This window comes from Streptomyces sp. NPDC005898, assembly GCF_040629635.1.
Classification (GTDB): Bacteria; Actinomycetota; Actinomycetes; order Streptomycetales; family Streptomycetaceae; genus Streptomyces.
Map to the genome: position 1 here is coordinate 83,322 of NZ_JBEXWC010000025.1, position 22,575 is coordinate 105,896.

21 protein-coding genes and 1 pseudogene are annotated in these 22,575 nt (G+C 72.3%); 10 read left to right on the top strand and 12 right to left on the bottom strand.

Annotation, left to right across the window (positions count from 1 at the left end; genetic code table 11):
- Positions 1–17 precede the first annotated feature (17 nt).
- From ABZ385_RS27335 to ABZ385_RS27355, 5 genes are all read right to left on the bottom strand, one after another.
- Positions 18–2,228 carry a hypothetical protein gene (locus ABZ385_RS27335; protein ID WP_358913627.1) on the bottom strand — a complete coding sequence of 737 codons (2,211 nt, stop codon included), beginning with the start codon at positions 2,226–2,228 and terminating at the stop codon, positions 18–20.
- Positions 2,229–2,472: 244 nt separating this feature from the next.
- On the bottom strand, positions 2,473–3,039 hold the full coding sequence (locus ABZ385_RS27340; protein ID WP_358913640.1) for a hypothetical protein: 567 nt from the start codon (positions 3,037–3,039) through the stop codon (positions 2,473–2,475).
- Positions 3,040–3,112: 73 nt separating this feature from the next.
- Complete coding sequence (locus ABZ385_RS27345; protein ID WP_358590766.1) at positions 3,113–3,625, bottom strand: hypothetical protein; 513 nt, start codon at positions 3,623–3,625, stop codon at positions 3,113–3,115.
- Positions 3,626–3,692: 67 nt separating this feature from the next.
- On the bottom strand, positions 3,693–4,550 hold the full coding sequence (locus ABZ385_RS27350) for a DUF4328 domain-containing protein (RefSeq protein ID WP_358913628.1): 858 nt from the start codon (positions 4,548–4,550) through the stop codon (positions 3,693–3,695).
- 74 nt (positions 4,551–4,624) lie between these two features.
- On the bottom strand, positions 4,625–6,283 hold the full coding sequence (locus tag ABZ385_RS27355) for a glycoside hydrolase family 20 protein (protein WP_358913629.1): 1,659 nt from the start codon (positions 6,281–6,283) through the stop codon (positions 4,625–4,627).
- A gap of 476 nt (positions 6,284–6,759) precedes the next feature.
- Between ABZ385_RS27355 and ABZ385_RS27360 the strand changes: the two genes are divergently transcribed.
- The 6 genes from ABZ385_RS27360 (at position 6,760) to ABZ385_RS27385 (ending at position 11,471) form a co-directional block, all read left to right on the top strand.
- On the top strand, positions 6,760–7,278 hold the full coding sequence (locus ABZ385_RS27360) for a 2-oxo-4-hydroxy-4-carboxy-5-ureidoimidazoline decarboxylase (RefSeq protein WP_358913641.1): 519 nt from the start codon (positions 6,760–6,762) through the stop codon (positions 7,276–7,278).
- Positions 7,279–7,424: 146 nt separating this feature from the next.
- On the top strand, positions 7,425–7,805 hold the full coding sequence (gene sdhC, locus ABZ385_RS27365; protein ID WP_358588605.1) for a succinate dehydrogenase, cytochrome b556 subunit: 381 nt from the start codon (positions 7,425–7,427) through the stop codon (positions 7,803–7,805).
- An 8-nt stretch (positions 7,806–7,813) separates the two neighbouring features.
- Positions 7,814–8,308, top strand: a complete 495-nt coding sequence (locus tag ABZ385_RS27370) for a succinate dehydrogenase hydrophobic membrane anchor subunit (protein ID WP_358913630.1) — start codon at positions 7,814–7,816, stop codon at positions 8,306–8,308.
- Positions 8,309–8,324: 16 nt separating this feature from the next.
- Positions 8,325–10,085 carry a succinate dehydrogenase flavoprotein subunit gene (gene sdhA / locus ABZ385_RS27375; RefSeq protein WP_358588608.1) on the top strand — a complete coding sequence of 587 codons (1,761 nt, stop codon included), beginning with the start codon at positions 8,325–8,327 and terminating at the stop codon, positions 10,083–10,085.
- On the top strand, positions 10,085–10,855 hold the full coding sequence (locus tag ABZ385_RS27380; protein WP_358588610.1) for a succinate dehydrogenase iron-sulfur subunit: 771 nt from the start codon (positions 10,085–10,087) through the stop codon (positions 10,853–10,855). Before sdhA ends, ABZ385_RS27380 begins: the two co-directional genes overlap by 1 nt.
- Positions 10,856–11,024: 169 nt before the next feature.
- On the top strand, positions 11,025–11,471 hold the full coding sequence (locus ABZ385_RS27385) for a VOC family protein (protein WP_358588612.1): 447 nt from the start codon (positions 11,025–11,027) through the stop codon (positions 11,469–11,471).
- A gap of 57 nt (positions 11,472–11,528) precedes the next feature.
- Here ABZ385_RS27385 and ABZ385_RS27390 read toward each other — a convergent pair whose 3' ends face one another.
- Complete coding sequence (locus ABZ385_RS27390) at positions 11,529–12,077, bottom strand: MarR family transcriptional regulator (RefSeq protein WP_358588614.1); 549 nt, start codon at positions 12,075–12,077, stop codon at positions 11,529–11,531.
- A gap of 80 nt (positions 12,078–12,157) precedes the next feature.
- Here ABZ385_RS27390 and ABZ385_RS27395 point away from each other — a divergent pair, with 80 nt between their 5' ends.
- Positions 12,158–13,426, top strand: a complete 1,269-nt coding sequence (locus tag ABZ385_RS27395; RefSeq protein ID WP_358913631.1) for an MFS transporter — start codon at positions 12,158–12,160, stop codon at positions 13,424–13,426.
- On the opposite strand, the pseudogene ABZ385_RS27400 reads toward ABZ385_RS27395, so the two are convergent.
- Positions 13,392–14,640 (bottom strand): annotated as a pseudogene (locus ABZ385_RS27400) (metallophosphoesterase). The gene ABZ385_RS27395 and the pseudogene ABZ385_RS27400 overlap by 35 nt on opposite strands.
- 138 nt (positions 14,641–14,778) lie before the next feature.
- Here ABZ385_RS27400 and ABZ385_RS27405 point away from each other — a divergent pair.
- Positions 14,779–15,033, top strand: a complete 255-nt coding sequence (locus tag ABZ385_RS27405; RefSeq protein WP_358698887.1) for a hypothetical protein — start codon at positions 14,779–14,781, stop codon at positions 15,031–15,033.
- Here the strand turns inward: ABZ385_RS27405 and ABZ385_RS27410 are convergent.
- On the bottom strand, positions 15,000–16,718 hold the full coding sequence (locus tag ABZ385_RS27410; RefSeq protein ID WP_358913632.1) for a recombinase family protein: 1,719 nt from the start codon (positions 16,716–16,718) through the stop codon (positions 15,000–15,002). The genes ABZ385_RS27405 and ABZ385_RS27410 overlap by 34 nt on opposite strands.
- Before the next feature lie 222 nt (positions 16,719–16,940).
- On the opposite strand from ABZ385_RS27410, the gene ABZ385_RS27415 reads away from it, so the two are divergent.
- Positions 16,941–18,149: a D-alanyl-D-alanine carboxypeptidase gene (locus tag ABZ385_RS27415; RefSeq protein WP_358698890.1), complete on the top strand. Its 1,209-nt coding sequence runs from the start codon at positions 16,941–16,943 to the stop codon at positions 18,147–18,149.
- On the opposite strand, the gene ABZ385_RS27420 is transcribed toward ABZ385_RS27415, so the two are convergent.
- Genes ABZ385_RS27420 through ABZ385_RS27435 form a run of 4 tightly spaced genes read right to left on the bottom strand, consistent with a single transcriptional unit; the run spans position 18,094 to position 20,987 of the window.
- Positions 18,094–19,035, bottom strand: a complete 942-nt coding sequence (locus ABZ385_RS27420) for a YihY/virulence factor BrkB family protein (protein WP_358698882.1) — start codon at positions 19,033–19,035, stop codon at positions 18,094–18,096. The genes ABZ385_RS27415 and ABZ385_RS27420 overlap by 56 nt on opposite strands.
- Positions 19,023–19,517: a GtrA family protein gene (locus ABZ385_RS27425; RefSeq protein ID WP_358588623.1), complete on the bottom strand. Its 495-nt coding sequence runs from the start codon at positions 19,515–19,517 to the stop codon at positions 19,023–19,025. Before ABZ385_RS27425 ends, ABZ385_RS27420 begins: the two co-directional genes overlap by 13 nt.
- The gene (locus ABZ385_RS27430; RefSeq protein ID WP_358588625.1) at positions 19,514–20,473 is read right to left on the bottom strand and encodes a decaprenyl-phosphate phosphoribosyltransferase; all 960 of its coding nucleotides are present in this window, start codon (positions 20,471–20,473) and stop codon (positions 19,514–19,516) included. The genes ABZ385_RS27425 and ABZ385_RS27430 overlap by 4 nt, the downstream gene beginning before the upstream one ends.
- Positions 20,466–20,987, bottom strand: coding sequence for a phosphatase PAP2 family protein (locus ABZ385_RS27435; RefSeq protein ID WP_358913633.1), 522 nt, complete (start codon positions 20,985–20,987; stop codon positions 20,466–20,468). Before ABZ385_RS27435 ends, ABZ385_RS27430 begins: the two co-directional genes overlap by 8 nt.
- A 207-nt stretch (positions 20,988–21,194) precedes the next feature.
- Between ABZ385_RS27435 and ABZ385_RS27440 the strand changes: the two genes are divergently transcribed.
- On the top strand, positions 21,195–22,574 hold the full coding sequence (locus ABZ385_RS27440) for an FAD-binding oxidoreductase (RefSeq protein ID WP_358589112.1): 1,380 nt from the start codon (positions 21,195–21,197) through the stop codon (positions 22,572–22,574).
- Position 22,575 lies beyond the last annotated feature (1 nt).

Here is a 22,575-nt window from a genome sequence, read left to right on the forward strand (position 1 = left end):
TGTCGCCGGTCACGGGCTCAGCCGAACCCGATGTGTTCCGTGCATCTGCACCGCTTCAGCGGCTGCCGGTCATCCGCGCGGTCGCCCCAGTCCCGGGCCATGTGGACGAGGAGGGCGGCGCCGTCGGCCGCCCTGGCCGCGTCGGGCCCCTCGGGGCCCTGGTCGCGCACCGCCTCGTCGGCGACCCGCGCCAGTTCCTCGCTCAGCTCCCGCAGGGGGCCGCGCAGGGCGCCGGGCACCGTCTCGTCGAGCGGCCGGGTCCGCTCCTCGCTGAGCCAGGCCGCGTGCAGCAGCCGGTCCACCTTGCGGCGCCGGCTGTCGCCGCGCACCTGCGTCTCGCCGAGCGCGTGGGCGAGCCGGTCGTCGGGCGCCCCGATGAGCGGCGCGTCGGCGATGGCGAGCAATTCCTCGCACCACTCGCGGGTGGGGCGCGCCGGGAAGGTGTCGGTGAGGTAGCGCGTGACGAGGTGCGCGCCGTCGGAGGCGAGGAGGTGGTGCATGCGGTGCGCGGCGGCGGTCACGAACAGGTCGTCGGGGTGGTGGTCGCCGAGGTCGCGGTAGTGCCCCTGCAACAGCGCGTGGTCGGTGTGCCAGGCGGCGCCCGCGGCGCGCATCCGGTGGAGCCTGCGCATCAGCAGGCGGCGCAGCCCGAGGTCGCCGATGAAGTGGCGGGGGCAGTGCGGCCAGCCGCTGTCCTCCAGGAGTTCGGCGATGCGGTAGGCGGACAGTCGCTCGTCGCGGTCGTCCTGCACCGCCCGCATCAGGGTCTGGGCGCACTCCGCGTCGTGCGCGATCGAGAGGTGGCTGAGCAGATCGAGCCAGTGGCCCCGGTACTCGGGGGGCAGTTCCTCGGGGTACTGCCGGACGACGAGTTCTTCGAGGAGTACGTCGGCCACCGGCCGGTCGGCGACCGGGCGGCCTTCGTCGTCCTCGGCGGCGGGCACCCGGGCGTCCAGCAGCGCCCAGTCGGTGTACGTGACCGGGTCGTCGAACGTCAGCGACGCGGTGGCCTGTCCGAGCCGGGTGACGAACAGCGGGCGGCCCGCGCTCAGCCGGTGGACGCCGCTGTCGATCCGCAGCCGGGCGGTGTTGGCCACGCCCTCCTGGCGGGTGCGCAGCCGGCCGGTCTCGGCCTTCTGCTGCTCGCGGGTGAGCCGGGGCATGCGGATGAGCAGCACACCGCGCCACAGCGGCGCGTGGTCCGGCACGCCCGCCACCGGGCGGTCCCAGACGGGCAGCCCGCCGAGGGCCGGGTCCCACACGGCCGGGGCGGCCGGGGTGGTGCCCGCGTGCCGCAGGAAGCGGCCGCCGTCCTCGCGGCGCGCGGTGGCGAAGATCATCAGCCGGTCGTGGCGCCCGAGTTCGCGGTCCTCCAGGGTCGGCTTCACCAGCTTCCTGCCGAGCGGGTTGTCCGCGTGGTCGAGCAGCAGGGCGGGCCGCCCGACGCGGGAGAGCCTGCCGTGCACCGAGCGGTAGGCGGCGTCGACGTCCTGCCGCAGGGCCCTCAGCAGAAAGCTTTCGGCGACGCGGCGTGCCTCGGCGCCCTGCTGGAAGTCGGCGGCGAGCCCCCGCAGCCCGGCACGGGGCTGGCCGCCGGCCCCGGGGTAGTCGCCGTAGGTCTCGGAGAGGGCCGCGCGCCCCTCGGCCGAGGTCCGCGCGAACAGCGCCTCGATCAGGGCGTTGACGAAGGGCCCGACGAGCGGATCGCTGATCAGCCCGGCGAGGTGGCCCAGGTAGTTCTGTGCCGCCCCTCTGAGCACGCCGCGCCAGAAGGAGCGCGGCGGCAGGAGTTCGTCGAAGCGGCGCACCTCGTCCACCAGCGTGGCGGCGCCGGCCAGGCCGTCGCTGCCGGCGGCCGCGGTGAGCCCGGCGTACAGCCGCGGCACGGGTATCGCGCCGCCGTCGCCGTCCCAGTCGCCGTACTGGAGGGCGATGGCGCGCAGCACCTCGGTCACCTCGGAGCGGCTGCCGGGCCGTTGTTCGGCCAGTTCGCGGCATTCGGTGCGGGCGCAGTCGACGTACGCGGTGGGCACGCGCGGCCCGAAGTGCCGCCGTACGCACCGCAGGAACCGGCCCTTGCCCATGCCGGGGCCTCCGACGAGCAGGACCACCGGCAGATCGGGGCCGAAAAGCGCTTCTTTTCTGCGCCCGGTCGCACTCTTCCCGAGCAGCCGGGCGACCGGACCGCCGTCGGCCAGCAGCTCGTCGAATCCGAGTTCGTCAGGCACGGGCCTCTCCATGACCGGGAAGATCAGGCCGTCGTTCGGCGGCTCGTCAGGTTAGCCAAGAGCACCCGGACTCCGGGAGGGTTTTCGAATGCCGGTGCAATTCGGCCGGATCACGCCGTCGCGACCCCCCGGGACGCCGCTCCCAAGGCGTGCGAGCCCAGGGCGGGGACGCTCGACCGGACGTGCCGGCGGACGCGGGAGCGTGTGGCCGTGACCGTGCCGCGGGCGGGTGGGCGGCGGGCCGTCAGCCCGTGCCGCGCGCCTTGCGGGAGACGACCGCCCGCAGCACCCTGCGCCCCTCCTGCGACACGTCCAGGGCCTGGCGCAGCCCGCCGGGGCCCGGGTCCTTGGTGGAGAGCAGCTCCAGGATGCGGATCTGGCGGCGGAGTTCGGCGGCGACCAGGGGGGACATGCCGTCTGTGCGGCCCTCGCGGCGCGCGGACACCGGGCGCGCGCCGCCCCACGGCGCGGCGTCCAGGAGGCGGTGCACCTGGAGGGCCGCGACGGAACAGCCGTCGGCCCACTCCCGCACCGCCGCTCCGGTGGGCGCCGCGGGGGCGGCGTCGAGCATGCGCCGGGCGAGCGCGGCGGCCTCACCGGACGCCCCCGGGGTGTCCTTGGCGGTGGCGAGCGCCGCGCGTGCCCCGGCCAGTGGCGTGTGCCAGTCCTCGCCCTCCGCGAGCCGCGCCCACAGGGGCCGCAGCAGGTCGTCCCCGCCGCCGAGCACCGGCACGCAGCGGTCGAGGCAGGCGAGCCCGCTCGCCGCGAGGCCCCGCTCGTCGGCCTGCGCGATCAGCTCCACCAGGCTCATGCTGTACGTCTCCCGTTCCAGGACCCTGCGCTTCACCCTTACTGCGTGCGCTGCCCCGGGAACGTCACTGCCGTCACTGCGGCACGACACCGAGCCGGTCGAGGAGACGGAAGAAGAGCTGCTCGGCCGAGGGGTCGGCGTCGGCGTTCAGCACGTCGAGCAGCGGTGCCTCCCGCGCCGTCCGGCCCGACTCCGCCGCCCAGGCGACCGCGCGCCCGGCGGCGTCGCGCGGCTCCAGGAAGTAGTCCTCGACGGTCAGCCCGCTGTCGCCGAGGTAGGCGGCCATCGCGCGCCGCGCCAGGCAGGTCGTCCACGCCCCGCTCTCGGGCGCCGCCGCCTCGACGATCACGCAGTCGCTGTCCAGCACGTATCCGAAGAGGGCGGGCGCGCCCGTCTCCAGGGCCAGCGTGTTCATGTTCCCGATGTCGCGCGCATCGTCGCCGCCCTTGTCCGGCACCTCCCACACCTGCCAGCCGTCGGCCCGCCGGTCGAGGAGGGCGAGGTCGTCCCGTACGCCCGCGAGCGCCGCGCACCGCGCGAGCGGCTGCTCGCTCCTGCCCACGACGTAGTACCCCCAGTAGCCCATGCCACGTCCCCCCGCTGTGCTCCGTACCCGTGTGCCTGGCGTTCTGCCCGCCCGAAAGGCGGGGAAATCACGGTGTGCCGGGGGGCTCCGGCGCCGGCCCGGGCAGGGTCGGACCCGGCTCGGCCGGGGGCGGGCCCAGCGTGGCCTTGCGGTCCTGCATGCCCGTGAGGCGCAGGACGAAGACGATGGCGAGCACGGCGGCCGCGAGGTCCAGGCCGTCGGCGACCATCATCTTGCCGACGGCCGACTTGAGCTCCGCGTTCTCCTCGGCGAGCTCGTACGACCGGGACGCCCACCGTCCGACGAGCAGGCTCGCGATCCACAGCGTCCACCAGGCGTTGACGACCGGGTGCGGGCCGCGGTCGGCGGACGGGTCGAGGGGGAGCGTGCGGTCGGGCGCCACGGAGCGGGGGCCGCTCGCGTCCCAGATGTCCAGGGCGATCCGGCGCGGGAACCAGAGGCTGACGACCGGCACGAACCAGCCCCACACCGTCCAGCCGCGCGTCTTGCGGTGGATGTGCGGCGCGAACACCTCGGCGTTGACCCGGACCCGGTGGAACCAGACGAGGAAGACCACGCAGGTCACGACCATCAGGGCGACCTGCGCCAGGCCCGCGTCGCCGTACAGCGTGTCGGCGTGGTCCGCCTCCCGCTGGATGTCGGCGCCCCAGTCCCCGGTGATCAGGTCGTCCAGCACGTCGAGCATGACCGTGCCCGTCCACAGCGCGTACAGGTCGGCGGCGGCGATCAGGCCGAGCAGCACGGCGACCGCCCGGCCGAGCGCGACCGGCGAGCGCAGCCGGGCGGAGTGCCTGACCGGGGCGGCGGGCGGCGGCGGCGCGCCCGCGGCGGCCGCCTGGACGCAGATCTCGCACAGGCCCCGCGCGTTCTGCGCGGTACGGAGTTGGCATGACGTGCACAGCATCGCTGGGCGACCCCCCACGGGTTCCTGGTCGTACGAGGAGCCGCCCGCGTCCCTCCCCAGGGCGCGAGGGGCGGCTACCGGACGGTATCAGCGAGCCTGACGAAATCCGGCCACGGGAGCGACGGCTTCCGCGGGTCCCACAGCTTCTGGACGGTCGCCCGCAGGGGCAGGCGGATGCCCTCGGCGACCTGCTCCTGGGTCTGCGACCGGGCGAGGTCGCACCAGACCGCGAACGAGGCGCCGAGGATCCGGTCGTCGTACCGCGCGTCCACCGGCCGGGTGCCGCGGAGCACGAGCGGGGTCCAGCTCTCGTAGATCCGCTGCCCGGTGGGGTAGCGGAAGTCGTTGGGCTCGCCGAGGACGTAGTAGAGGTACTCGTCGTTGTAGTTGACGAGTCTGCGGCCGGCCTTCAGGTACTCCACGGGCTCGCGGGCGCCGATCTCCTTGCCCGTCCAGTAGGCGACCTCCAGGTCGTCGGGGGCCCGTGCCCGCCCGCCGGGGAAGAACCCGTCGTTCCACGCCCTGAGCTTCTTCTCGTACGCGCGTACGGTCTCGGCGCGGTCGTTGAGCCAGTCCGTCGCCAGGTCCCGCACCCGGCCGCCCGGCCCGTACCGCTCGCGGGCGGCGGCGGCGAGGCGGGGGTAGGAGGCCTCCGGGTCCTTGGCCGTGAGGGCGAGGTACTCGTCCGCGCCGAGGTGCCAGTGGTCGCCGGGGAAGAGCTGCGCGAACTCCTTCAGGAGGTCGTCGACGATCCTCGCCGCCCCCGGTTCGGAGATGTCGACGGCGCCGCGCGTGGCCTTGCCCCGGGCGTCGCGGAGCTGGAGCGAGGGGTGCTTGTCGATGACCGCGCCGAGGTGGCCCGGGGAGTCGATCTCCGGCACGACGGTGATGTGGCGGCTCGCGGCCAGCTTCAGGATGCGGCGCACCTGCGCCTTGGTGAGGTGGTCGGGCGAGACGATCTCGGGGTGTGAGTCCGACTCGACGCGGAAGGCCTGGTCGTCGGAGAAGTGCAGGCCCAGCTCGTTGTACTTCAGGTCGCCCAGCTCGCGGATCCTGTCCTCTATCCACGCGGCGTCGAAGTGCTTGCGGGCGATGTCCAGCATGAAGCCGCGGCGCGGTTTGGCGGGCCGGTCCCGTATGACGCCTTCGGGGGCGGTCCTGTCCCCCTTCACCTCCTGCTTGAGGGTGCGGGTGCCGTAGAAGACGCCGGCCTCGGCGGGGGCGGTGATGCGGACCCGGCGCTCCCGCACGGAGAGGGTGTACGACTCCGGGCCCGCGGCCTTGTCCGCCTCCGCTTCCTTGTCCTTGTCCTTGTCCTTGCTCTTGTCCCCGTCCCCGTCCCCGTCCCCGTCCGGGGTGAGCGCCAGTTCCACGTCGCCCTCGCGGGGGCGGTCCTGACCGGCGTACTTCAGTCGCAGCTCTCCCGCGAGCAGGCGCCCCTCGTCGGCGAGGCCGTCGTCGCGGACGACCACCCGGCCCGTCCGCGTGTCCGGCCGCCAGCCGGGGCCGGCCGCGGCGGTGTGCTCCCGCACGGCGGGGATGGTGGCGGGGGCCTTCGACAGGGGGTGGCTCTCACTGGGCCGCGGCGCCCGCGAGGACGCGGGGGGCTTCCTGGCGGCCTCGGACGGCTGGGCGGGGGCGGGCCCGTCGCCGCCGGGCCACAGCGCCACGGTCAGGGCGAACGCCCCGGCCGCGACCGCTCCGCCCGCCGCGACGAACCGCCCGCGCGTCATCGGGGCTCCCCGGTTCCGCGGCCGCCCCTACCGCCGCGCGGCGGTATCTCCAGGGCAGCCCGCGGGCCGGTGGCGCGGGGCCGTCGGGGAGGGGGGCGACGGACCTGCGCGGGGCCTCGTCGGCGCACGGCAGCAGTACCAGCCATGGCGCCACGCTACGACGCCTCTCCGAGAGCCACCTGTCCAGATTCCGGAGCGAAACTCTCCCGTTCGGGTGATATTCGCTCATGCATCGGACACTTCTTCCCGCTTCTCGCTAGCGTGAGGAGTCCCCACACCCGCGTCACCTGCACCATCTGCACGCCCCGTCCGCGAGCGCCCATCCGTACGGTGCGCAACGTCCGCAACCCGCATGTCCCCCTGTCCCCCCTGTCCCCAGGGGCCCTGCCCAGGAGCGTCCGCTGTCCCCGCACCGTTCCCCCGGACCCCCCGGTGGCGCCGCGCCCACCGCCGCCCCCGCCGCCACGCCGGAACAGCTGAACGCCGCCCCGCCCCGCGAGGCCGAGGCCGCCCTGCTCACCTGCTGCGGCAGCCTCCGCTGGGCCCGCCGCGTGGCCGCCCACCGGCCCTACCCCGACCTGGACGCGCTGCTCGCCGCCTCGGACGAAGCGGCCTACGACCTCTCCCCCGGCGACCTCGCCGAGGCCCTGGCCCGCGAGCCGCTGGACCCGGCCCTCCCCCACCAGGGGACACCCGGCGCCACGTACACCGCCGCCCACACCGCCCTGCGCGCCGCCCACGCCGCGTACGAGAGCCGCTTCGGGCACAGCTTCGTGGTCTGCCTCGACCACGTCCCCGCCGACGAGGCCCTCGACCACCTGCTGTGCGCCCTGCGGTCACGCCTTGGCAACGATCCCGAGGAGGAGCGCGCCCTCGCCGCCGAGGAGCTGCGCCGCCTGGCCCGGGGCCGCCTCGCCCGCCTCGCCGCACGTCACGCCGCCGCCGGCCCCACGCGTCCGGGGGCGCGCCCCGATAGCCCGTACGTGCCTGTTTGACTGCCTGTTTGATCACACCTGCGGACCCGGGGCGAAGACACCGACAACACGTCGATACGATGACGAGCGGCCGGTGGACCGTACCCGGCCGGGCTCGTCCGACAAGAAGCCGGCCGGCCCCAATCCCCGCTCCCGGAGGGTCTTCCGTGCCGGCTGGAACGCTGTACCGCGGCCGGGAAGGAATGTGGTCCTGGGTGGCTCATCGAGTCACCGGCGTCCTCATCTTCTTCTTCCTGTTCGTGCATGTGCTGGACACCGCTCTCGTCCGCGTCTCCCCGGAGGCGTACGACGATGTCGTCAGCACCTACAAGACGCCCCTCGTCGCACTCCTCGAGTACGGCCTGGTCGCCGCCATCCTCTTCCACGCACTCAACGGCCTGCGCGTCATCGCCGTCGACTTCTGGTCGAAGGGCCCCCGCTACCAGAAGCAGATGCTCTGGACCGTCGTCGGCATCTGGCTCGTCCTGATGGTCGGTGCGCTCTACCCGGTCCTCGGCCACGCCGTCCGCGAACTCTTCGGGAGCTGACGCCAGACATGTCTGCTGACACCACGCTCGACACGTCCGCGACGTCCGGGGTGGGCCCCGTCGAAGGCGCCTCGCTCTACGACGTGGACAACCCGGCCCCGTTCATCGAGGCCCCCCGCAAGCGCACCTCCAAGACCCCGCGCTCGACCCGTGGCAACTTCGAGATGGCCGCATGGCTCTTCATGCGCCTGTCCGGTGTCGTCCTGGTCGTCCTCGTCCTCGGCCACCTGCTGATCCAGCTGGTGCTCGACGGCGGTGTCTCGAAGATCGGCTTCGCGTTCGTCGCCGGCCGCTGGGCCTCGCCGTTCTGGCAGGTCTGGGACCTGCTGATGCTGTGGCTCGCGATGCTGCACGGCGCCAACGGTCTGCGGACGGTCATCAACGACTACGCCGAGCGCCCGAACACGCGTCTGTGGCTCAAGGGCCTGCTGTACACCGCCACGGTGTTCACCATCCTTCTGGGCACGCTGGTGATCTTCACCTTCGACCCGAACATCCGCTAAAGCCGAGGCGACCCCAGTGAAGATTCACAAGTACGACACCGTCATCGTCGGCGCGGGCGGCGCCGGCATGCGCGCCGCCATCGAGGCGACGAAGCGCAGCCGCACCGCCGTGCTCACCAAGCTCTACCCCACCCGCTCCCACACGGGCGCCGCGCAGGGCGGCATGGCCGCCGCGCTCGCCAACGTGGAAGAGGACAACTGGGAGTGGCACACCTTCGACACGATCAAGGGCGGCGACTACCTGGTCGACCAGGACGCCGCCGAGATCCTCGCGAAGGAGGCCATCGACGCGGTCCTCGACCTGGAGAAGATGGGCCTGCCGTTCAACCGCACCCCGGACGGCACCATCGACCAGCGTCGCTTCGGCGGTCACACCCGCAACCACGGCGAGGCCGCCGTGCGCCGCTCCTGCTACGCCGCGGACCGCACCGGCCACATGATCCTGCAGACCCTCTACCAGAACTGCGTCAAGGAGGGTGTGGAGTTCTTCAACGAGTTCTACGTCCTCGACCAGCTCATCGTCGAGGACCCCGCGACCGGGGTGAAGAAGAGCGCGGGCGTCGTCGCCTACGAGCTGGCGACCGGCGAGATCCACGTCTTCCAGGCCAAGTCCGTGATCTACGCGTCCGGCGGCACCGGCAAGTTCTTCAAGGTGACCTCGAACGCGCACACGCTCACCGGTGACGGCCAGGCGGCCTGCTACCGGCGCGGGATCCCGCTGGAGGACATGGAGTTCTTCCAGTTCCACCCGACCGGCATCTGGCGCATGGGCATCCTGCTCACCGAGGGCGCCCGCGGTGAGGGCGGCATCCTGCGCAACAAGGACGGCGAGCGCTTCATGGAGAAGTACGCGCCGGTCATGAAGGACCTCGCGTCCCGTGACGTCGTCTCGCGCTCCATCTACACGGAGATCCGTGAGGGCCGCGGCTGCGGCCCCGAGGGCGACCACGTCTACCTCGACCTCACGCACCTGCCGCCGGAGCAGCTGGACGCCAAGCTCCCGGACATCACGGAGTTCGCGCGCACCTACCTCGGCATCGAGCCCTACACGGACCCGATCCCGATCCAGCCCACCGCGCACTACGCCATGGGCGGCATCCCGACGAACGTCGAGGGCGAGGTCCTCGCGGACAACACCACCGTCGTCCCGGGCCTGTACGCGGCCGGCGAGGTGGCCTGCGTGTCCGTGCACGGCGCCAACCGCCTGGGCACCAACTCGCTCCTGGACATCAACGTCTTCGGCAAGCGCGCGGGCATCGCCGCCGCCGAGTACGCGGCGAAGAACGACTTCGTCGAGCTGCCGGAGAACCCCGAGGAGCTGGTCGTCTCCCAGGTCGAGCGCCTGCGCGACGCCACCGGCACCGAGCGGGTCGCCGAGCTGCGCAAGGAGCTGCAGGAGACCATGGACGCCAACGTCATGGTCTTCCGCACCGAGCAGACGATCAAGACGGCGGTCGAGAAGATCGCGGAGCTGCGCGAGCGCTACCTCAACGTCTCGATCCAGGACAAGGGCAAGCGGTTCAACACCGACCTCCTGGAGGCCATCGAGCTGGGCAACCTGCTCGACCTGGCCGAGGTCATGGCGCAGTCCGCGCTCGCCCGCAAGGAGTCGCGCGGCGGTCACTACCGCGAGGACTACCCGAACCGCGACGACGTCAACTTCATGCGCCACACCATGGCGTACCGCGAGGTCGGCGACGACGGCACGGAGACGATCCGTCTCGACTACAAGCCGGTCGTCCAGACCCGCTACCAGCCGATGGAGCGTAAGTACTGATGGCAACCCCGACCCTCGCCAAGGAAGACGCCAAGCCCGAGGCGGGCTTCGCCGACTCCCCGTACATCACGATCACCCTGCGCGTGCGCCGCTTCAACCCCGAGGTCTCGGCGGACGCCACGTGGCAGGACTTCGAGCTGGAGATCGACCCCAAGGAGCGTGTCCTCGACGCCCTCCACAAGGTCAAGTGGGACATGGACGGCACGCTGACGTTCCGCCGCTCCTGCGCGCACGGCATCTGCGGCTCGGACGCCATGCGGATCAACGGCAAGAACCGCCTCGCCTGCAAGACGCTGATCAAGGACATCAACCCGGGCAAGCCGATCACGGTCGAGCCCATCAAGGGTCTGACGGTCCTGAAGGACCTGGTCGTCGACATGGACCCGTTCTTCCAGGCGTACCGCGACGTGATGCCCTTCCTCGTCACGAAGGGCAACGAGCCGACCCGTGAGCGGCTGCAGTCCGCCGAGGACCGCGAGCGCTTCGACGACACGACCAAGTGCATCCTGTGCGCCGCGTGCACGTCCTCGTGCCCGGTGTTCTGGAACGACGGCCAGTACTTCGGCCCGGCCGCGATCGTCAACGCGCACCGCTTCATCTTCGACTCGCGCGACGAGGCGGGCGAGCAGCGCCTGGAGATCCTCAACGACAAGGACGGCGTGTGGCGTTGCCGCACGACGTTCAACTGCACGGACGCGTGCCCGCGTGGCATCGAGGTCACCAAGGCGATCCAGGAGGTCAAGCGCGCGCTGATCACGCGTCGCTTCTGACCTGTCCCGCGTCTGTACGTCACTGTGGGCCCCGCTCTTTTCGAGGAGCGGGGCCCACAGTGCGTCCCCGGGGCCCGGCGCGTCCCCGGTGCGGGCCAGATGGGGGCGGTCGCGGCGTCGTTCTCGCGCGTCTGCGTCCCGACCGCGGGCACCGTCCTACGCTGACGGAATGTCAGACAACCAGTCGGTCGGCCTGTCCGTTGACCAGTTCACCGACCCCGCCGCGGAGCTGCTCGGCTTCGACAACGTCCTGCTGCCCGTCGGCGACCTCGGGGAGGCCGTCGGGTTCTACGAGCGCGCCGGGTTCCCGGTCTCCTTCCGGCTCGACGAGATCGGGCTCGCCATCCTGAAGGTGGGCAAGGAGACGCCGGGCGTGCTGCTGCGGGTGGAGGACGGCATCGTGCCGCGCACACCCGCGTGGCCCTCGCCCCGCGTGTGGCTGGAGGTGCCGGACGCGCGCGCCAAGGGGCGGGCCCTCGCGGAGGCGGGGGTGGTGCTGCTCGCCGAGCCGTTCTCCGTCGCCACCGGGTGGACCGTGGAGATCGCCGACCCGTGGGGCAACATCATCGGCTTCACGGACTACCTCAAACGCCCGGAGCTGGCCCGCAGCTCGTGAGGGACCCGGCGCGGGGCACGCCACAGTTCCTGGACGCGCCCCTCCCGGGGCGCGTGGTCAGCACCAGTCGGCGTCGCCGTCCGCCTCCGCCACGGCCATGACGCGGCGCAGCATGTCGGACAACAGCGCCCGCTCCGCCGCCGAGAGCACGCCGAGGAGCCGCTCCTCCTCGTGGCCGATGACGGCCATCGCCTCGTGCCAGCGCGCCCGGCCGGCCTCCGTCAGCTCCACGTCGACCCGGCGGCGGTCCTGCCGGGACGGCGTGCGCCGGACCAGGCCGCGGCGCTCCAGGCCGTCCAGGCGGCCGGTGACCGACGCCGGGGCGAGATCGAGGTCCGCCGCGAGCCGGGACGGGCTCGCCGAACCGCCCCGGCCCGCCAGCTTGTGCAGGGTGTCGAACTCCGGGCGGTCCAAGTCGGCGTCGACCAGGGACTGCTCGCGGACGCGGCGCAGATGAACGGTCAGCTTGCTCATGCGGGTGACCGCGCCCTCGATGTCCGGGTCGAGCCGGGGCAGCACGGGAAGCCACCGCTCCAGGTGCCCGTCGGTCCAGTCCCGTGCCCGGTCGCCCGCCTGGCCGGCCGTCCGGTCGTTCTCCTCCGTCATGCCCCCGACCTTAGCCTCCGTCGCTTCGGTGCCAGATATTTCGTTGACGAATAGTTCGGTACCGAAATACCGTCGGCGTCATGCCGCTGCCTCGTCCCCGTACGCATCCGCTGCTGCGCAACCGCTCCTTCCGGCTGCTCTTCCTCGGCCGGACCCTGTCCCTCGCCGGTGACGCCGTCATCCCCGCCGCCCTGGCCCTCGCCGTGCTCCGCGCCACCGGATCCACCTCCGCGCTCGCCCTGGTGCTCGGCTGCGCGATGGGGCCCCGGCTGCTCCTGCTGCCGCTCGGCGGGGTCGTCGCCGACCGCTTCGACGCCCGTACCGTCGCCCTGCTCACCGACCTGGTGCGCGCCGCCACCCAGCTCTTCGTCGGCGTCGAACTGCTCGGCGGCGAACCCCGCCTGTGGCACATCGCGGCGGCCGAGGCCATCGGCGGCGCCGCCTCCGCCTTCGCCATGCCGACCCTGCCCCGGCTGCTCACCGCGACCGTCGCCGAGAAGGACCGGCACGGCGCCAACTCCCTGATCGGCGTGGTCAGGAGCGGCACCGCCCTCGCGGGACCCGCCCTCGCCGGCCTGCTCATCGCCACGGCGGGCCCCGGCTGGGCCTTCGTCGTCGACGCCGCCTCCTTCACCGTCAGCGCCTGCCTCCTCGCGGCCGTCCGCGTCACGTACGCGACCCCGGCGGGCCCGCGCCACTCCCTCGCCAAGGATTTGGTCGAGGGCTGGCAAGAAGTGCGGCGCCGCGACTGGTACTGGACGAGCCTGGTCGCCCACGCCGCCTGGAACGGCGCCGCCGCCGTGCTGATGACCCTCGGCCCGGCCCTCGCCGTCACCGAACCGGGCGGCGAGGAGGTCTGGATCGGCATCCTCCAGGCGGGCGCGGTCGGGCTGCTGCTCGGCTCGCTGCTCGCCGGGCGGGCCCGGCCCCGCCGACCGATCCTGACGGCCAACCTCGGCCTCGCGACCTACGCCCTGCCGCTCGCCCTGCTCGCCGCCGAGGCGCCCGCGCCCGCCGTCATCGCCGCCTACGGCCTCGCGCTGGCCGGCCTCGGTTTCCTCAGCCCCGTGTGGGAGACCTCCGTGCAGGCGGCGATACCGGCCGCGGTGCTGGCCCGCGTCACCTCGTACGACTGGCTGCTCTCGATGGCCGCGATGCCGCTGGGCTACGTCCTCGCGCCACTCATGGCGGGCGCCTGGGGCACCGGGCCCCCGCTGTGGATCGCGGCGGCGGTCGTGGCAGCGGCCTGCGCGGGGACGGCGGCGGTGCCGGGCGTACGCCGGTTCGCCCTGCCCGGCGCGACGCCCCGTCCCCTCACGCGTGGCGCGACGCCAGTTCCACCACCGTGATGTCGGACGGCGCCCCGACCCGCACCGGCGGCCCCCACGCGCCGGCGCCCCGCGACACGTACAGCTGGGTGTCGCCGTAGCGCTCCAGGCCCGCCAGCGTCGGATTGGCCAGGTCCGCCACGTAGTTGCCGGGCCAGAGCTGGCCGCCGTGGGTGTGGCCGGAGAGCTGGAGGTCCACGCCGTACTCGACGGCGTCGTGAATGACGACCGGCTGGTGGGCCAGGAGCACCGAGGCCCGTGCACGGTCCCGGTCACCGAGCGCCCGGGCGAAGTCGGGCCCCTCGCCCTCGCTCTCCCCGGCCACGTCGTCGACGCCGGCGAGGTCGAACCACGGCAGTTCCGTACGGGCGTTGCGCAGCGGGCGCAGGCCCAGCTCGCGGACGTGGTCGACCCACTGGTCGGCGCCGGAGAAGTACTCGTGGTTGCCGGTGACGAAGTACGTGCCGTGCCGTGCCCGCAGCCCGGCGAGCGGCGCGGCGGCCGGGCCGAGGTCCTCGACGCTGCCGTCCACCAGGTCGCCGACCACGGCGATGAGGTCGGGCTGGGTGGCGTTGACGGTGTCCACCACCCGGCGGGCGAAGTCGCGCCCGAGGATCGGCCCGAGGTGGATGTCGCTGACCACCGCGATCCGGAACCCGTGCGCCGCGCGCGGCAGTTTGGCCAGCGGCACGGTGACCCGCTTCACCCCGGGCCCGCGCAGCACGCCGTACATCCCGTGCCCGACGGTCCCCACGGCGGCGGCCGCGACGGCACCCCCGACGACCCGCGAGACGAACAGACGACGGGAGGCCACCTGCTCGGACCGGCCCGGTACGTCCCTCTCGGCGAGGTCCGGCCCGTCTGCCCCTCCGACGGGGCCCCGTACGTCTTCCTCGCCGAGGTCCCGTACGCCTTCCGGGCGCGGGCGTTCCGCCCACCGCCGTGCCAGGGGACTCGGCGGCGAGCAGGGCGAGCAGCAGGTAGAGGGAGAGCGCCAGCCACAGGTAGCCGGGCCAGGCCAGCACCCGCTGGAGCGGGAAGGGCGCCCCGGCCCGCCCGCTGACGAGCGCGGCGCACATCAGCAGCGGGCCGGCGACGAAGACGACCGTGCCCGCGCGGCGGGCGGGCCCGGGCCCGGCGGTCGTGTCCCGCACCAGACGGCACCACGCGTACCGGTGGAAGCCGGCGACGGCCCCGAGGACGGCGAGGCCGATGAGCACCCCCACCACGGCCACGGCTATGAGGCGCGGCGCAGAGCGCGAACGCCACGCAACCCGATGGTCCCCACCACCGGCACCCCCGATGCCAGGGCACTGAGCCGTGAGTAGGACACTTGCGGGGCACGGCTCCCCCGCACCAGAGGACACCACTCCATGAAGCTCAGCCGTCCCGTCTCTTGGTTCCTGCTCGCCTTCGGCGTGTGGTCTTGGGTGGTCTGGACGACCTTCGTGAAGAACTTGGCCAAGGATGCGAGCGGGCTCGCCTTCGACAACGGCAGTCCCACGGGCTACTTCTGGGTCCACCTCGCCTTGGCCATCACGTCGTTCATCCTAGGCACGGGCGTTGGTGTGATCGGCTTTCGGGGTCTTCGCGCTCACGCGAGGGCATCCCGCTCCGGTTCGAGCTGACGCCAGTGCACCGTGATCCGTTCCTCGATCGGGATGAGCTTCCTCGTCTCCGGGTCGCGCCCCCGCCCGATCCGGACGCCTGACAGGAAGCAGCCGAGAAACTCTCGTCGCTCGAATACGTCCCATGAGCCCCATGGCGATTTGGGCCCCACCGGGTCTTCCCCGGGTTCGAACCATGCAGCGGGTACCTCGATCGCATCTTGGATCTTGCCGTCAAGTTCAGCGATCTTGCTCGTGCACTCGCCCTCGTAGGCCCGGTATTGCTCCATGGTGGCCCGCCACATGGCCAATTCGTCCCGACCTCGGTAGAACCCGCCTTTGCGGTCCGCCTGCAACTCCGCAATGGACCGCTGCACATGGTGCAAACGAGCCACCACTTCGCGGCGTTCCTCCCGTACTCCGGCCAAGTCCTTCTGTCCCGCGTGGCGCAGCGCGGCCGCAGCGACCCAACCGCGGTCAGTCTCATCTTCCATGTCGGCAGCGATCAACCGCGCCCAGACCTTGCCGGCAACGTAATGGTCCGCCTCTTCGCGCTTGATGGACAGTCCGCCGTGCCCCTTGGGATTCGCGCACATGTAATAGTCCTGCCCACCGTTGTTTTTGGCTTGCCCAATGGACCCGGCACAGATACCGCATGTCGAGAAACGCCACCCGGAAAGCAGTCGTGGCGTGGTTTCCCCGTTCCCTGGCTTCCGGTTGGCGTTGCGTTTCTTGCGGCGCTCTCGCAGCTCAAGCCACTTCGCGCCTGTAACGATCCCCCTGTGCGGCGCCATGGGCTTGCCGGCAGCATCCTGAGCGACGACGTTTTCGTACGCCTTCCCCCGCTTCACCCGCTCACTTGCGAAGCCACCAACGGCCGGGTGATTGATAATCCATCGCACAGTCTGGGCACGCCAACGGACAGGGCTGTCCTCATCCGACACGCGGCGCTTCTTGATGGACGCGATCCGCTTCTCAGTGGCGCGCCGCTCAGCGTTCCCGGGTGCGGGAATCCCTTCGTCCTCAAACGTGGTCGCAATCTTGTTGTCCGCGATCCCGTTCCAGCTCATCTCAAGCATGCGCTCGACGATGGCGACATGTTCCGGGTTGCCCTCGTCGGGCTCAAGCACGGAGACGACGAGGTTGCCGATCTTCTCGCGGACGGCGCGCATGCCATAGGGAGGAGAGCTCGAGTGCCGCCCGCCAACGGCCTTGATCTCGTCCTTCGCACCCTTGAGCCGCTCGGCCTTGATGTCGCTGTCCTGTTTGGCGAGTGCCGCGATCAGGGTGAAGATCGCGACACCGATCGCGTTGGACGTGTCGAGGAACGGCTCAAGCACGGACACGAAGCGCACCCCGTGTTTCTTGAACTCACTGTCGATCTCCAACGCGTCATGCGCGCCCTTGCGGGTCAGCCGACTCAACTCGTTGACGACCACCGCGTCGACCTCCCCCGCGCGCACAGCGACCATGAGTTCTTCGAACCCCGGGCGTACGGCGTTGGGGTCCCATCCGGAGCGGCCGACGTCCTTGAACCGATGGACGACCTGCCAACCGCGACCGTCCGCCAGTGCCGCTCCGGCGGCGAGCTGCGCTTCGGGGGATGCCTCGGACGAGTCGGGACGGGCTTTGGACTGTCGGGCGTAGACCGCAACCCTCACGGTGTCCAAACGCTCTTCTGAAGGGAGGGCGACGAATGGCGTCATGCGCTGTGACCTGTGCCTTCTCCGGGTTCCGGTGTCCTGATGGTTAGTTGCTTGTGAAAGGTAGTCCAGATGAACCAGCTCCATGCCGCGAAGGCGAGCAGGAACCAAGCGAGCAGGAACCAGGAGTCGGCGGTGGGGCCCGTGAACCCGCCCTGTACGTTCTCGTCCGTGCCCGTGTCGAAAAAAGCCGCTCTGTTGCTCGCCTCCGCGACCCTGTTGACGATGTCCGCGACCGCCCCCGCCGTCGCGGACGAGGAGCCGGGCGACAAGGGGCAGCCGAAGCCGCCCGCGGCGATGTCGAGTGTCGGCGGCGCCTTGCTCGGCAAGCCGGGCACCCAGGTGAAGCTCAAGGCGGGTGCCCCGGTGCTGCCCAAGGAGTTGTCGGCGCGTTCCTGGATCGTCTCCGACGCGGAGTCGGGCGAGGTCCTCGCCGCGCACAACGCGCACTGGCGGCTGCCCCCCGCGAGCACCCTCAAGATGCTGTTCGCGGACACGGTGCTGCCGAAGTTCCCCAAGTCGCAGCAGCACAAGGTGGCCCTCGCCGACCTGGAGGGCATCGGCGCGGGCAGCAGCATGGTGGGCATCAAGGAGAACGAGACGTACTCCGTCCACGACCTGTGGCTCGGCGTCTTCCTGCGGTCGGGCAACGACGCGGTGCACGTCCTCTCGGCGATGAACGACGGCGTCGCCAAGACCGTCGAGGACATGCAGAAGCACGCCGAGGACCTCCAGGCCCTGGACACCCACGTGGTCTCGCCCGACGGGTACGACGCCAAGGGGCAGGTCTCCTCGGCGTACGACCTGACGCTGTTCGCCCGCTCCGGGCTGCAGAAGAAGGACTTCCGGGAGTACTGCTCGACGGCCACCGCCCAGTTCCCCGGTGAGACCAAGAAGATCACCAAGGGCAAGGACAAGGGGAAGACGAAGCGGGAGTCCTTCGGCATCCAGAACACCAACCGGCTGCTCACCGGGGCCATCGGCGTCAGCCCCTACAAGGGCATCGCCGGCGTGAAGAACGGCAGCACCACCAACGCGGGCAACACCTTCACCGGTGTCGCCGAGCGCGACGGCAAGGTGCTGCTCGTCACCGTCATGAATCCCTCCTCCGGAGAGCCCCACGCCGTCTACAAGGAGACCGCGCGGCTCTTCGACTGGGGCTTCGCCGCCGCGGGCAAGGTCGACCCCGTGGGCCGGCTGGTCGCTCCCAAGGGTGCCGCGGGGTCCGGCAACAGCGCTCCGGGCAGCGGCGGCGACGGCAAGAACGGCGCCGCCGCGAACATGGCGCACGGCTCCGGTGGAGGGTCGAGCGGCATGGGCGTCGCCCTGGGGGTGGCGGGCGGTCTGGTCGTGGTGCTGGGCGCGGGCGCCTTCCTCGTCAGGCGCCGGATGCCGCTTCCGGGCCAGTCCGGGCGTCCCCCGCGCCGGAGCTGACGGCGGAGTCCTCCTCGTCCGTCGCGGCACCGGTCCGCGCCGCTTTCCGCGTCGCCGTCCAGGCGGCGCAGAACAGCAGCAGCTTCGCGGTGAAGTTGATCCACAGGAGCAGCGCGACGGGCACGCCGAAGGCGCCGTACATGCTCTTGGCGGCGACGCCCTTCATGTAGCCGCCGAGGAGCAGTTTGAGCAGCTCGAAGCCGGCGGCGCCGATCAGTCCCGCGATGACGAGGTCGCGCCGGTGCGGCTGGACGCCGGGCAGCAGCGTCAGGACGTAGAGCAGCAGCAGGAAGTCGGCGAGGACGGCGATCGCGAAGGCGACGGCCTGGAGCAGGGCCGCGCCCCAGCCGGTCTCGTCGACGCCGAGGAGGTCGGCGGTCCAGCCGACGGCGGTCGAGGCGAGCGCGGAGGCGGCGAAGGAGGCGAGGCCCGCGCCGCCGAGCCCGATGAGCACCCCGGCGTCCTTGACCTTGCGCAGGACGGGGTTCTCCTCCTCGTCCTCCAGTTCCCAGACGGCCCGCAGGCACTCCCTCATCGAGCCGACCCAGCCGATGCCGGTGAAGAGCAGCAGGGCGCCGGCGACGAGGCCGACGGTGCCGGCGTTGGCGACCAGGCCGTCGAGGTCGAGTTGGTCGGAGATGCCGGGGACCTGCTCGGTGAGCTTGTTCTCCAGGGTGTGCTGCTGCTTGGTGGTGAGGGTGGCCGCGGCGATCGCGGCGGCCACGGTGAGCAGCGGGAAGAGCGCCAGAAAGCTGATGAACGTCATGGCGGCCGCGAGGCGGCTCCAGTGGACCGTGTCGAGCCGTTCGTACGAGCGCCACGCGTGCGTGCGCATGCCCTTCTCGGCGATCGGCCCGATGCCGGGCAGTTTCTTCAGCCAGTCCATGTCGCCTCCGTGCCTGCGGTCCTGTCCGAAGTCGTGCCCGAAGTCCCGCCCGCCACGCGGAACACGAGGGTCCGGGTTCCCCAGAACCGCAGCGCGGTGGCGAGGGCCATGCCGATTCCGGCGCCGGAGACGGTGTCGGCCCGCTGCGAGGTGAGGCCGAACCCGTAGTGGGAGACGGCGATGCACAGCAGTTGGACGAGGGCGCCGGCGATGTTGACGGCGAAGAACACGGCGTACTGGCGCAGCCGCGGCACTCCGGCGGCCCTGCGCCGGTAGGTGCCCAGCGCGTTGCCCGCGTACGCCACCGAGCAGCCCGCCACGAAGGAGAGCGCCTTGGCGGTCAGCGGGTCGAGGCCGGCGGGCCCGCGCAGCCAGACGAACAGGGCGAGGTCGGCCGCGTAGGCGCAGATCCCTGCGGCGGCGAAGCCCAGCAGTTCGGGTCCGAGCGCCCGCAGCCGGCCGCGCGGGGAGTGCGCGTTCACCAGTCCGCGACCGCGAGCCCGTACATCGCCAGCCACACCAGGCCGATGACGGCGAGTGCCCTGTCGCGCAGGACGACGTCCTCGGGCTCGCCGGCGGTGCCCCGGTCGGCGAAGACGGCGTAGCGCAGGATCGCGAGGATGAAGGCGGTCATGGACAGCTGCCGCCAGGGCAGCAGGCTGCCGCCGGTGGTGCTGCCGCCCTCCTCCATGGCCCACAGGCAGTACGCGAGGACGGCGACCCCGGCGGCGAGCTGCCATACGAAGCGCAGGTAGCCGGTGGTGTATTCGGTGAGCAGCGCGCGCGTGGCGCCCGGTTTCCCGGTGGTGGCGGCCATCTGGACGGCCTCGGAGTAGCGCTTGGCGGAGACCATGAAGAGGGCCCCGAAGCCGGTGGTGATCAGGAACCAGCGCGAGAGCGGGATGTCGAGGGCGAGGCCGCCGATCATGGCCCGCATCAGGAAGCCGGTCGTGACGATGGTGAGGTCGACGACGAGGACGTGCTTGAGGCTGACGCAGTAGGCGAGTTGCATGCCGACGTAGGCGGCGAGGAGCGCGGCGGTCAGCGGGGTGCACAGGAAGGCGGCGGTCACGGGTGCGAGGACCGCGAGGCACCCGCCGACGGCGTAGGCGACGGGCACCGGCACCTGCCCGGCGGCGACCGGCCTGCGGCACTTGGTGGGGTGGGCGCGGTCGGCGTCGGCGTCCCGTGCGTCGTTGATGAGGTAGACGGCGGACGCGGCGGCCGTGAACAGCACGAAGACGAGGGAGAGCCGGGTCAGGGACTGGCGCGAGAAGAGTTCGCCCGCCGCGGCGGGGGCCGCGACGACCAGGATGTTCTTGACCCACTGGCGGGGCCGCGCGGTCTTCAGGAGGCCGAGGGGCAGCGCGAGGGGGCCCGGGCGTGCGGTCCGGTGCGGGCGAGGGTGCTCCAGGGCGGTGGAGATACGTTCAGGCATCGCGGCGGCCCCCGTTCATCCAGCCGCTCCCGGCGCGGGCGGTGAGCGCGCCGAGCGCGGCGCCCGCGGCCACGTCCGAGGGGTAGTGGACGCCGACGACCATGCGGGAGACGCACATCGCGGCGGCCAGCGGGGGCACGAGGCGGGCGCCGGCGGGGCGCAGCGCGCCGTAGGCGACGGTGGCGGCGGCCGCCGAGGTGGCGTGCGAGCTGGGGAAGGAGTGCCGGCCCGCGGTGCGCACCAGGGGTTCGGTGCCGGGCGGGCCCGCGGGGCGCGGGCGGCGCACGATCCGCTTGAGGCCCATGCTGGCCAGGTGGGCGGCGGCGGTCAGGGCCGCGCCGCGCAGCCAGGCGGTGCGCCGCTCACGGTCCACGGCGGCGCCCGCGAGCCCGGCGGCGATCCAGAGCGCGCCGTGCTCGCCGCTCCAGGAGAGGGCGCGCGCGGCGGTGGCCACGCGCGGGTCGGTGCCGCAGTCGCGCAGGGCCGACAGCAGCCTGTGGTCCATGTCGTGCATGTGGCCTCTTTCGAAGACATCCGAAGAGATGCGGGGGCGGGGCGGGTTCGGGGGCCGGGGGGTTCGGGGCCGGGCGTCTCGACTCTTGTAGCCAACCTTCAAATAATTCCGGCAATGTTGTGATGACACTCCCTCAATCACCCATTTCGGTGAGAGAGCGGATGATTTATGCCGAACTATCCTCAATCGGACGCTACGGTCGGTGCCATGCCTGCCGACTCCCCCGCCCTGACGCCCTTCGAGGCCGTGTCCGTCTCCGGCTGGGGCCGTACGGCCCCGACCACCGCCCGGCTGGTCAGGCCCCGCACCCCCGAGGAGGCCGCGGCCGCCGTGCGCGACTGCGGCGAGCGCGGGGGCATCGCCAGGGGCCTGGGCCGGGCGTACGGCGACGCGGCGCAGAACGCGGGCGGCGACGTCTTCGACATGACGGGCCTGGACCGGGTGCGCGCCATCGACGCCGACGCGGGCACGGTCGTGTGCGACGCGGGGGTCTCGCTGCACCGCCTGATGGAGGTCCTGCTGCCCCTCGGCTGGTTCGTGCCGGTGACCCCCGGGACCCGCTATGTGACGGTCGGCGGGGCCATCGGCGCCGACATCCACGGCAAGAACCACCACGTCTCGGGCTCGTTCGCGCGCCACGTCCTGTCGATGGACCTGCTCACCGCGGACGGCACGGTCCACACCCTCGCGCCCGGCACCCCCCTGTTCGACGCCACCGCGGGCGGCATGGGCCTGACCGGCGTGATCCTGTCGGCGACGGTCCGGCTCCAGCCGGTCGAGACGTCCCTGATGAGCGTGGACACCGAGCGCGCCACCGACCTCGACGACCTGATGGCCCGCCTCACCGCCGGCGACCACCGCTACCGCTACTCGGTGGCGTGGATCGACCTCCTCGCGCGCGGCAGCGCCATGGGCCGCTCGGTGCTGACCCGCGGCGACCACGCCCCGCTGGCCGCCCTGCCCGCCCGGGGCCGCGCGCGCAGGGCCCCGCTGGCCTTCCGCCCGGGGCAGCTGCCCGCCGCGCCCTCCTTCCTGCCGGAGGGGCTGCTGGGCAAGGCCTCGGTGGGCCTGTTCAACGAACTCTGGTACCGCAGGGCGCCCCGCTCCCGCACCGGCGAGCTGCAGAAGATCTCCACCTTCTTCCACCCGCTGGACGGCGTCCCGCACTGGAACCGCGTCTACGGCCGCAGCGGCTTCGTGCAGTACCAGTTCGTCGTCGGGTACGGCAAGGAGGAGGCCCTGTGCCGCGTCGTGCGGCGCATCTCGGAGCGCGGCTGCCCCTCCTTCCTCGCCGTGCTGAAGCGCTTCGGCCAGGGCGATCCGGGCTGGCTGTCCTTCCCGATGCCCGGCTGGACGCTGGCGCTCGACATCCCCGCGGGCCTGCCCGGCCTCGGCGCCTTCCTCGACGAGCTGGACGAGGAGGTGGCCGCCGCCGACGGACGCGTCTACCTCGCCAAGGACGCGCGGCTGCGGCCCGAGATGCTCGCCGCGATGTACCCACGGCTCGACGACTTCCGCGCCCTGCGGGCCGGTCTCGACCCGCGCGGCGTGTTCCGCTCGGACCTCTCGCGCCGCCTCGACCTCTAGG

Coding starts and splice junctions, on each gene's coding strand:
- ABZ385_RS27340 (WP_358913640.1), bottom strand. CDS start 3,039: ATGAGCCTGGTGGAGCTGATCGCGCAGGCCGACGAGCGGGGCCTCGCG.
- ABZ385_RS27345 (WP_358590766.1), bottom strand. CDS start 3,625: ATGGGCTACTGGGGGTACTACGTCGTGGGCAGGAGCGAGCAGCCGCTC.
- ABZ385_RS27350 (WP_358913628.1), bottom strand. CDS start 4,550: ATGCTGTGCACGTCATGCCAACTCCGTACCGCGCAGAACGCGCGGGGC.
- ABZ385_RS27355 (WP_358913629.1), bottom strand. CDS start 6,283: ATGACGCGCGGGCGGTTCGTCGCGGCGGGCGGAGCGGTCGCGGCCGGG.
- ABZ385_RS27370 (WP_358913630.1), top strand. CDS start 7,814: ATGTCTGCTGACACCACGCTCGACACGTCCGCGACGTCCGGGGTGGGC.
- ABZ385_RS27380 (WP_358588610.1), top strand. CDS start 10,085: ATGGCAACCCCGACCCTCGCCAAGGAAGACGCCAAGCCCGAGGCGGGC.
- ABZ385_RS27385 (WP_358588612.1), top strand. CDS start 11,025: ATGTCAGACAACCAGTCGGTCGGCCTGTCCGTTGACCAGTTCACCGAC.
- ABZ385_RS27390 (WP_358588614.1), bottom strand. CDS start 12,077: ATGACGGAGGAGAACGACCGGACGGCCGGCCAGGCGGGCGACCGGGCA.
- ABZ385_RS27395 (WP_358913631.1), top strand. CDS start 12,158: ATGCCGCTGCCTCGTCCCCGTACGCATCCGCTGCTGCGCAACCGCTCC.
- ABZ385_RS27405 (WP_358698887.1), top strand. CDS start 14,779: ATGAAGCTCAGCCGTCCCGTCTCTTGGTTCCTGCTCGCCTTCGGCGTG.
- ABZ385_RS27410 (WP_358913632.1), bottom strand. CDS start 16,718: ATGACGCCATTCGTCGCCCTCCCTTCAGAAGAGCGTTTGGACACCGTG.
- ABZ385_RS27415 (WP_358698890.1), top strand. CDS start 16,941: ATGTCCGCGACCGCCCCCGCCGTCGCGGACGAGGAGCCGGGCGACAAG.
- ABZ385_RS27420 (WP_358698882.1), bottom strand. CDS start 19,035: ATGGACTGGCTGAAGAAACTGCCCGGCATCGGGCCGATCGCCGAGAAG.
- ABZ385_RS27430 (WP_358588625.1), bottom strand. CDS start 20,473: ATGCCTGAACGTATCTCCACCGCCCTGGAGCACCCTCGCCCGCACCGG.
- ABZ385_RS27435 (WP_358913633.1), bottom strand. CDS start 20,987: ATGCACGACATGGACCACAGGCTGCTGTCGGCCCTGCGCGACTGCGGC.
- ABZ385_RS27440 (WP_358589112.1), top strand. CDS start 21,195: ATGCCTGCCGACTCCCCCGCCCTGACGCCCTTCGAGGCCGTGTCCGTC.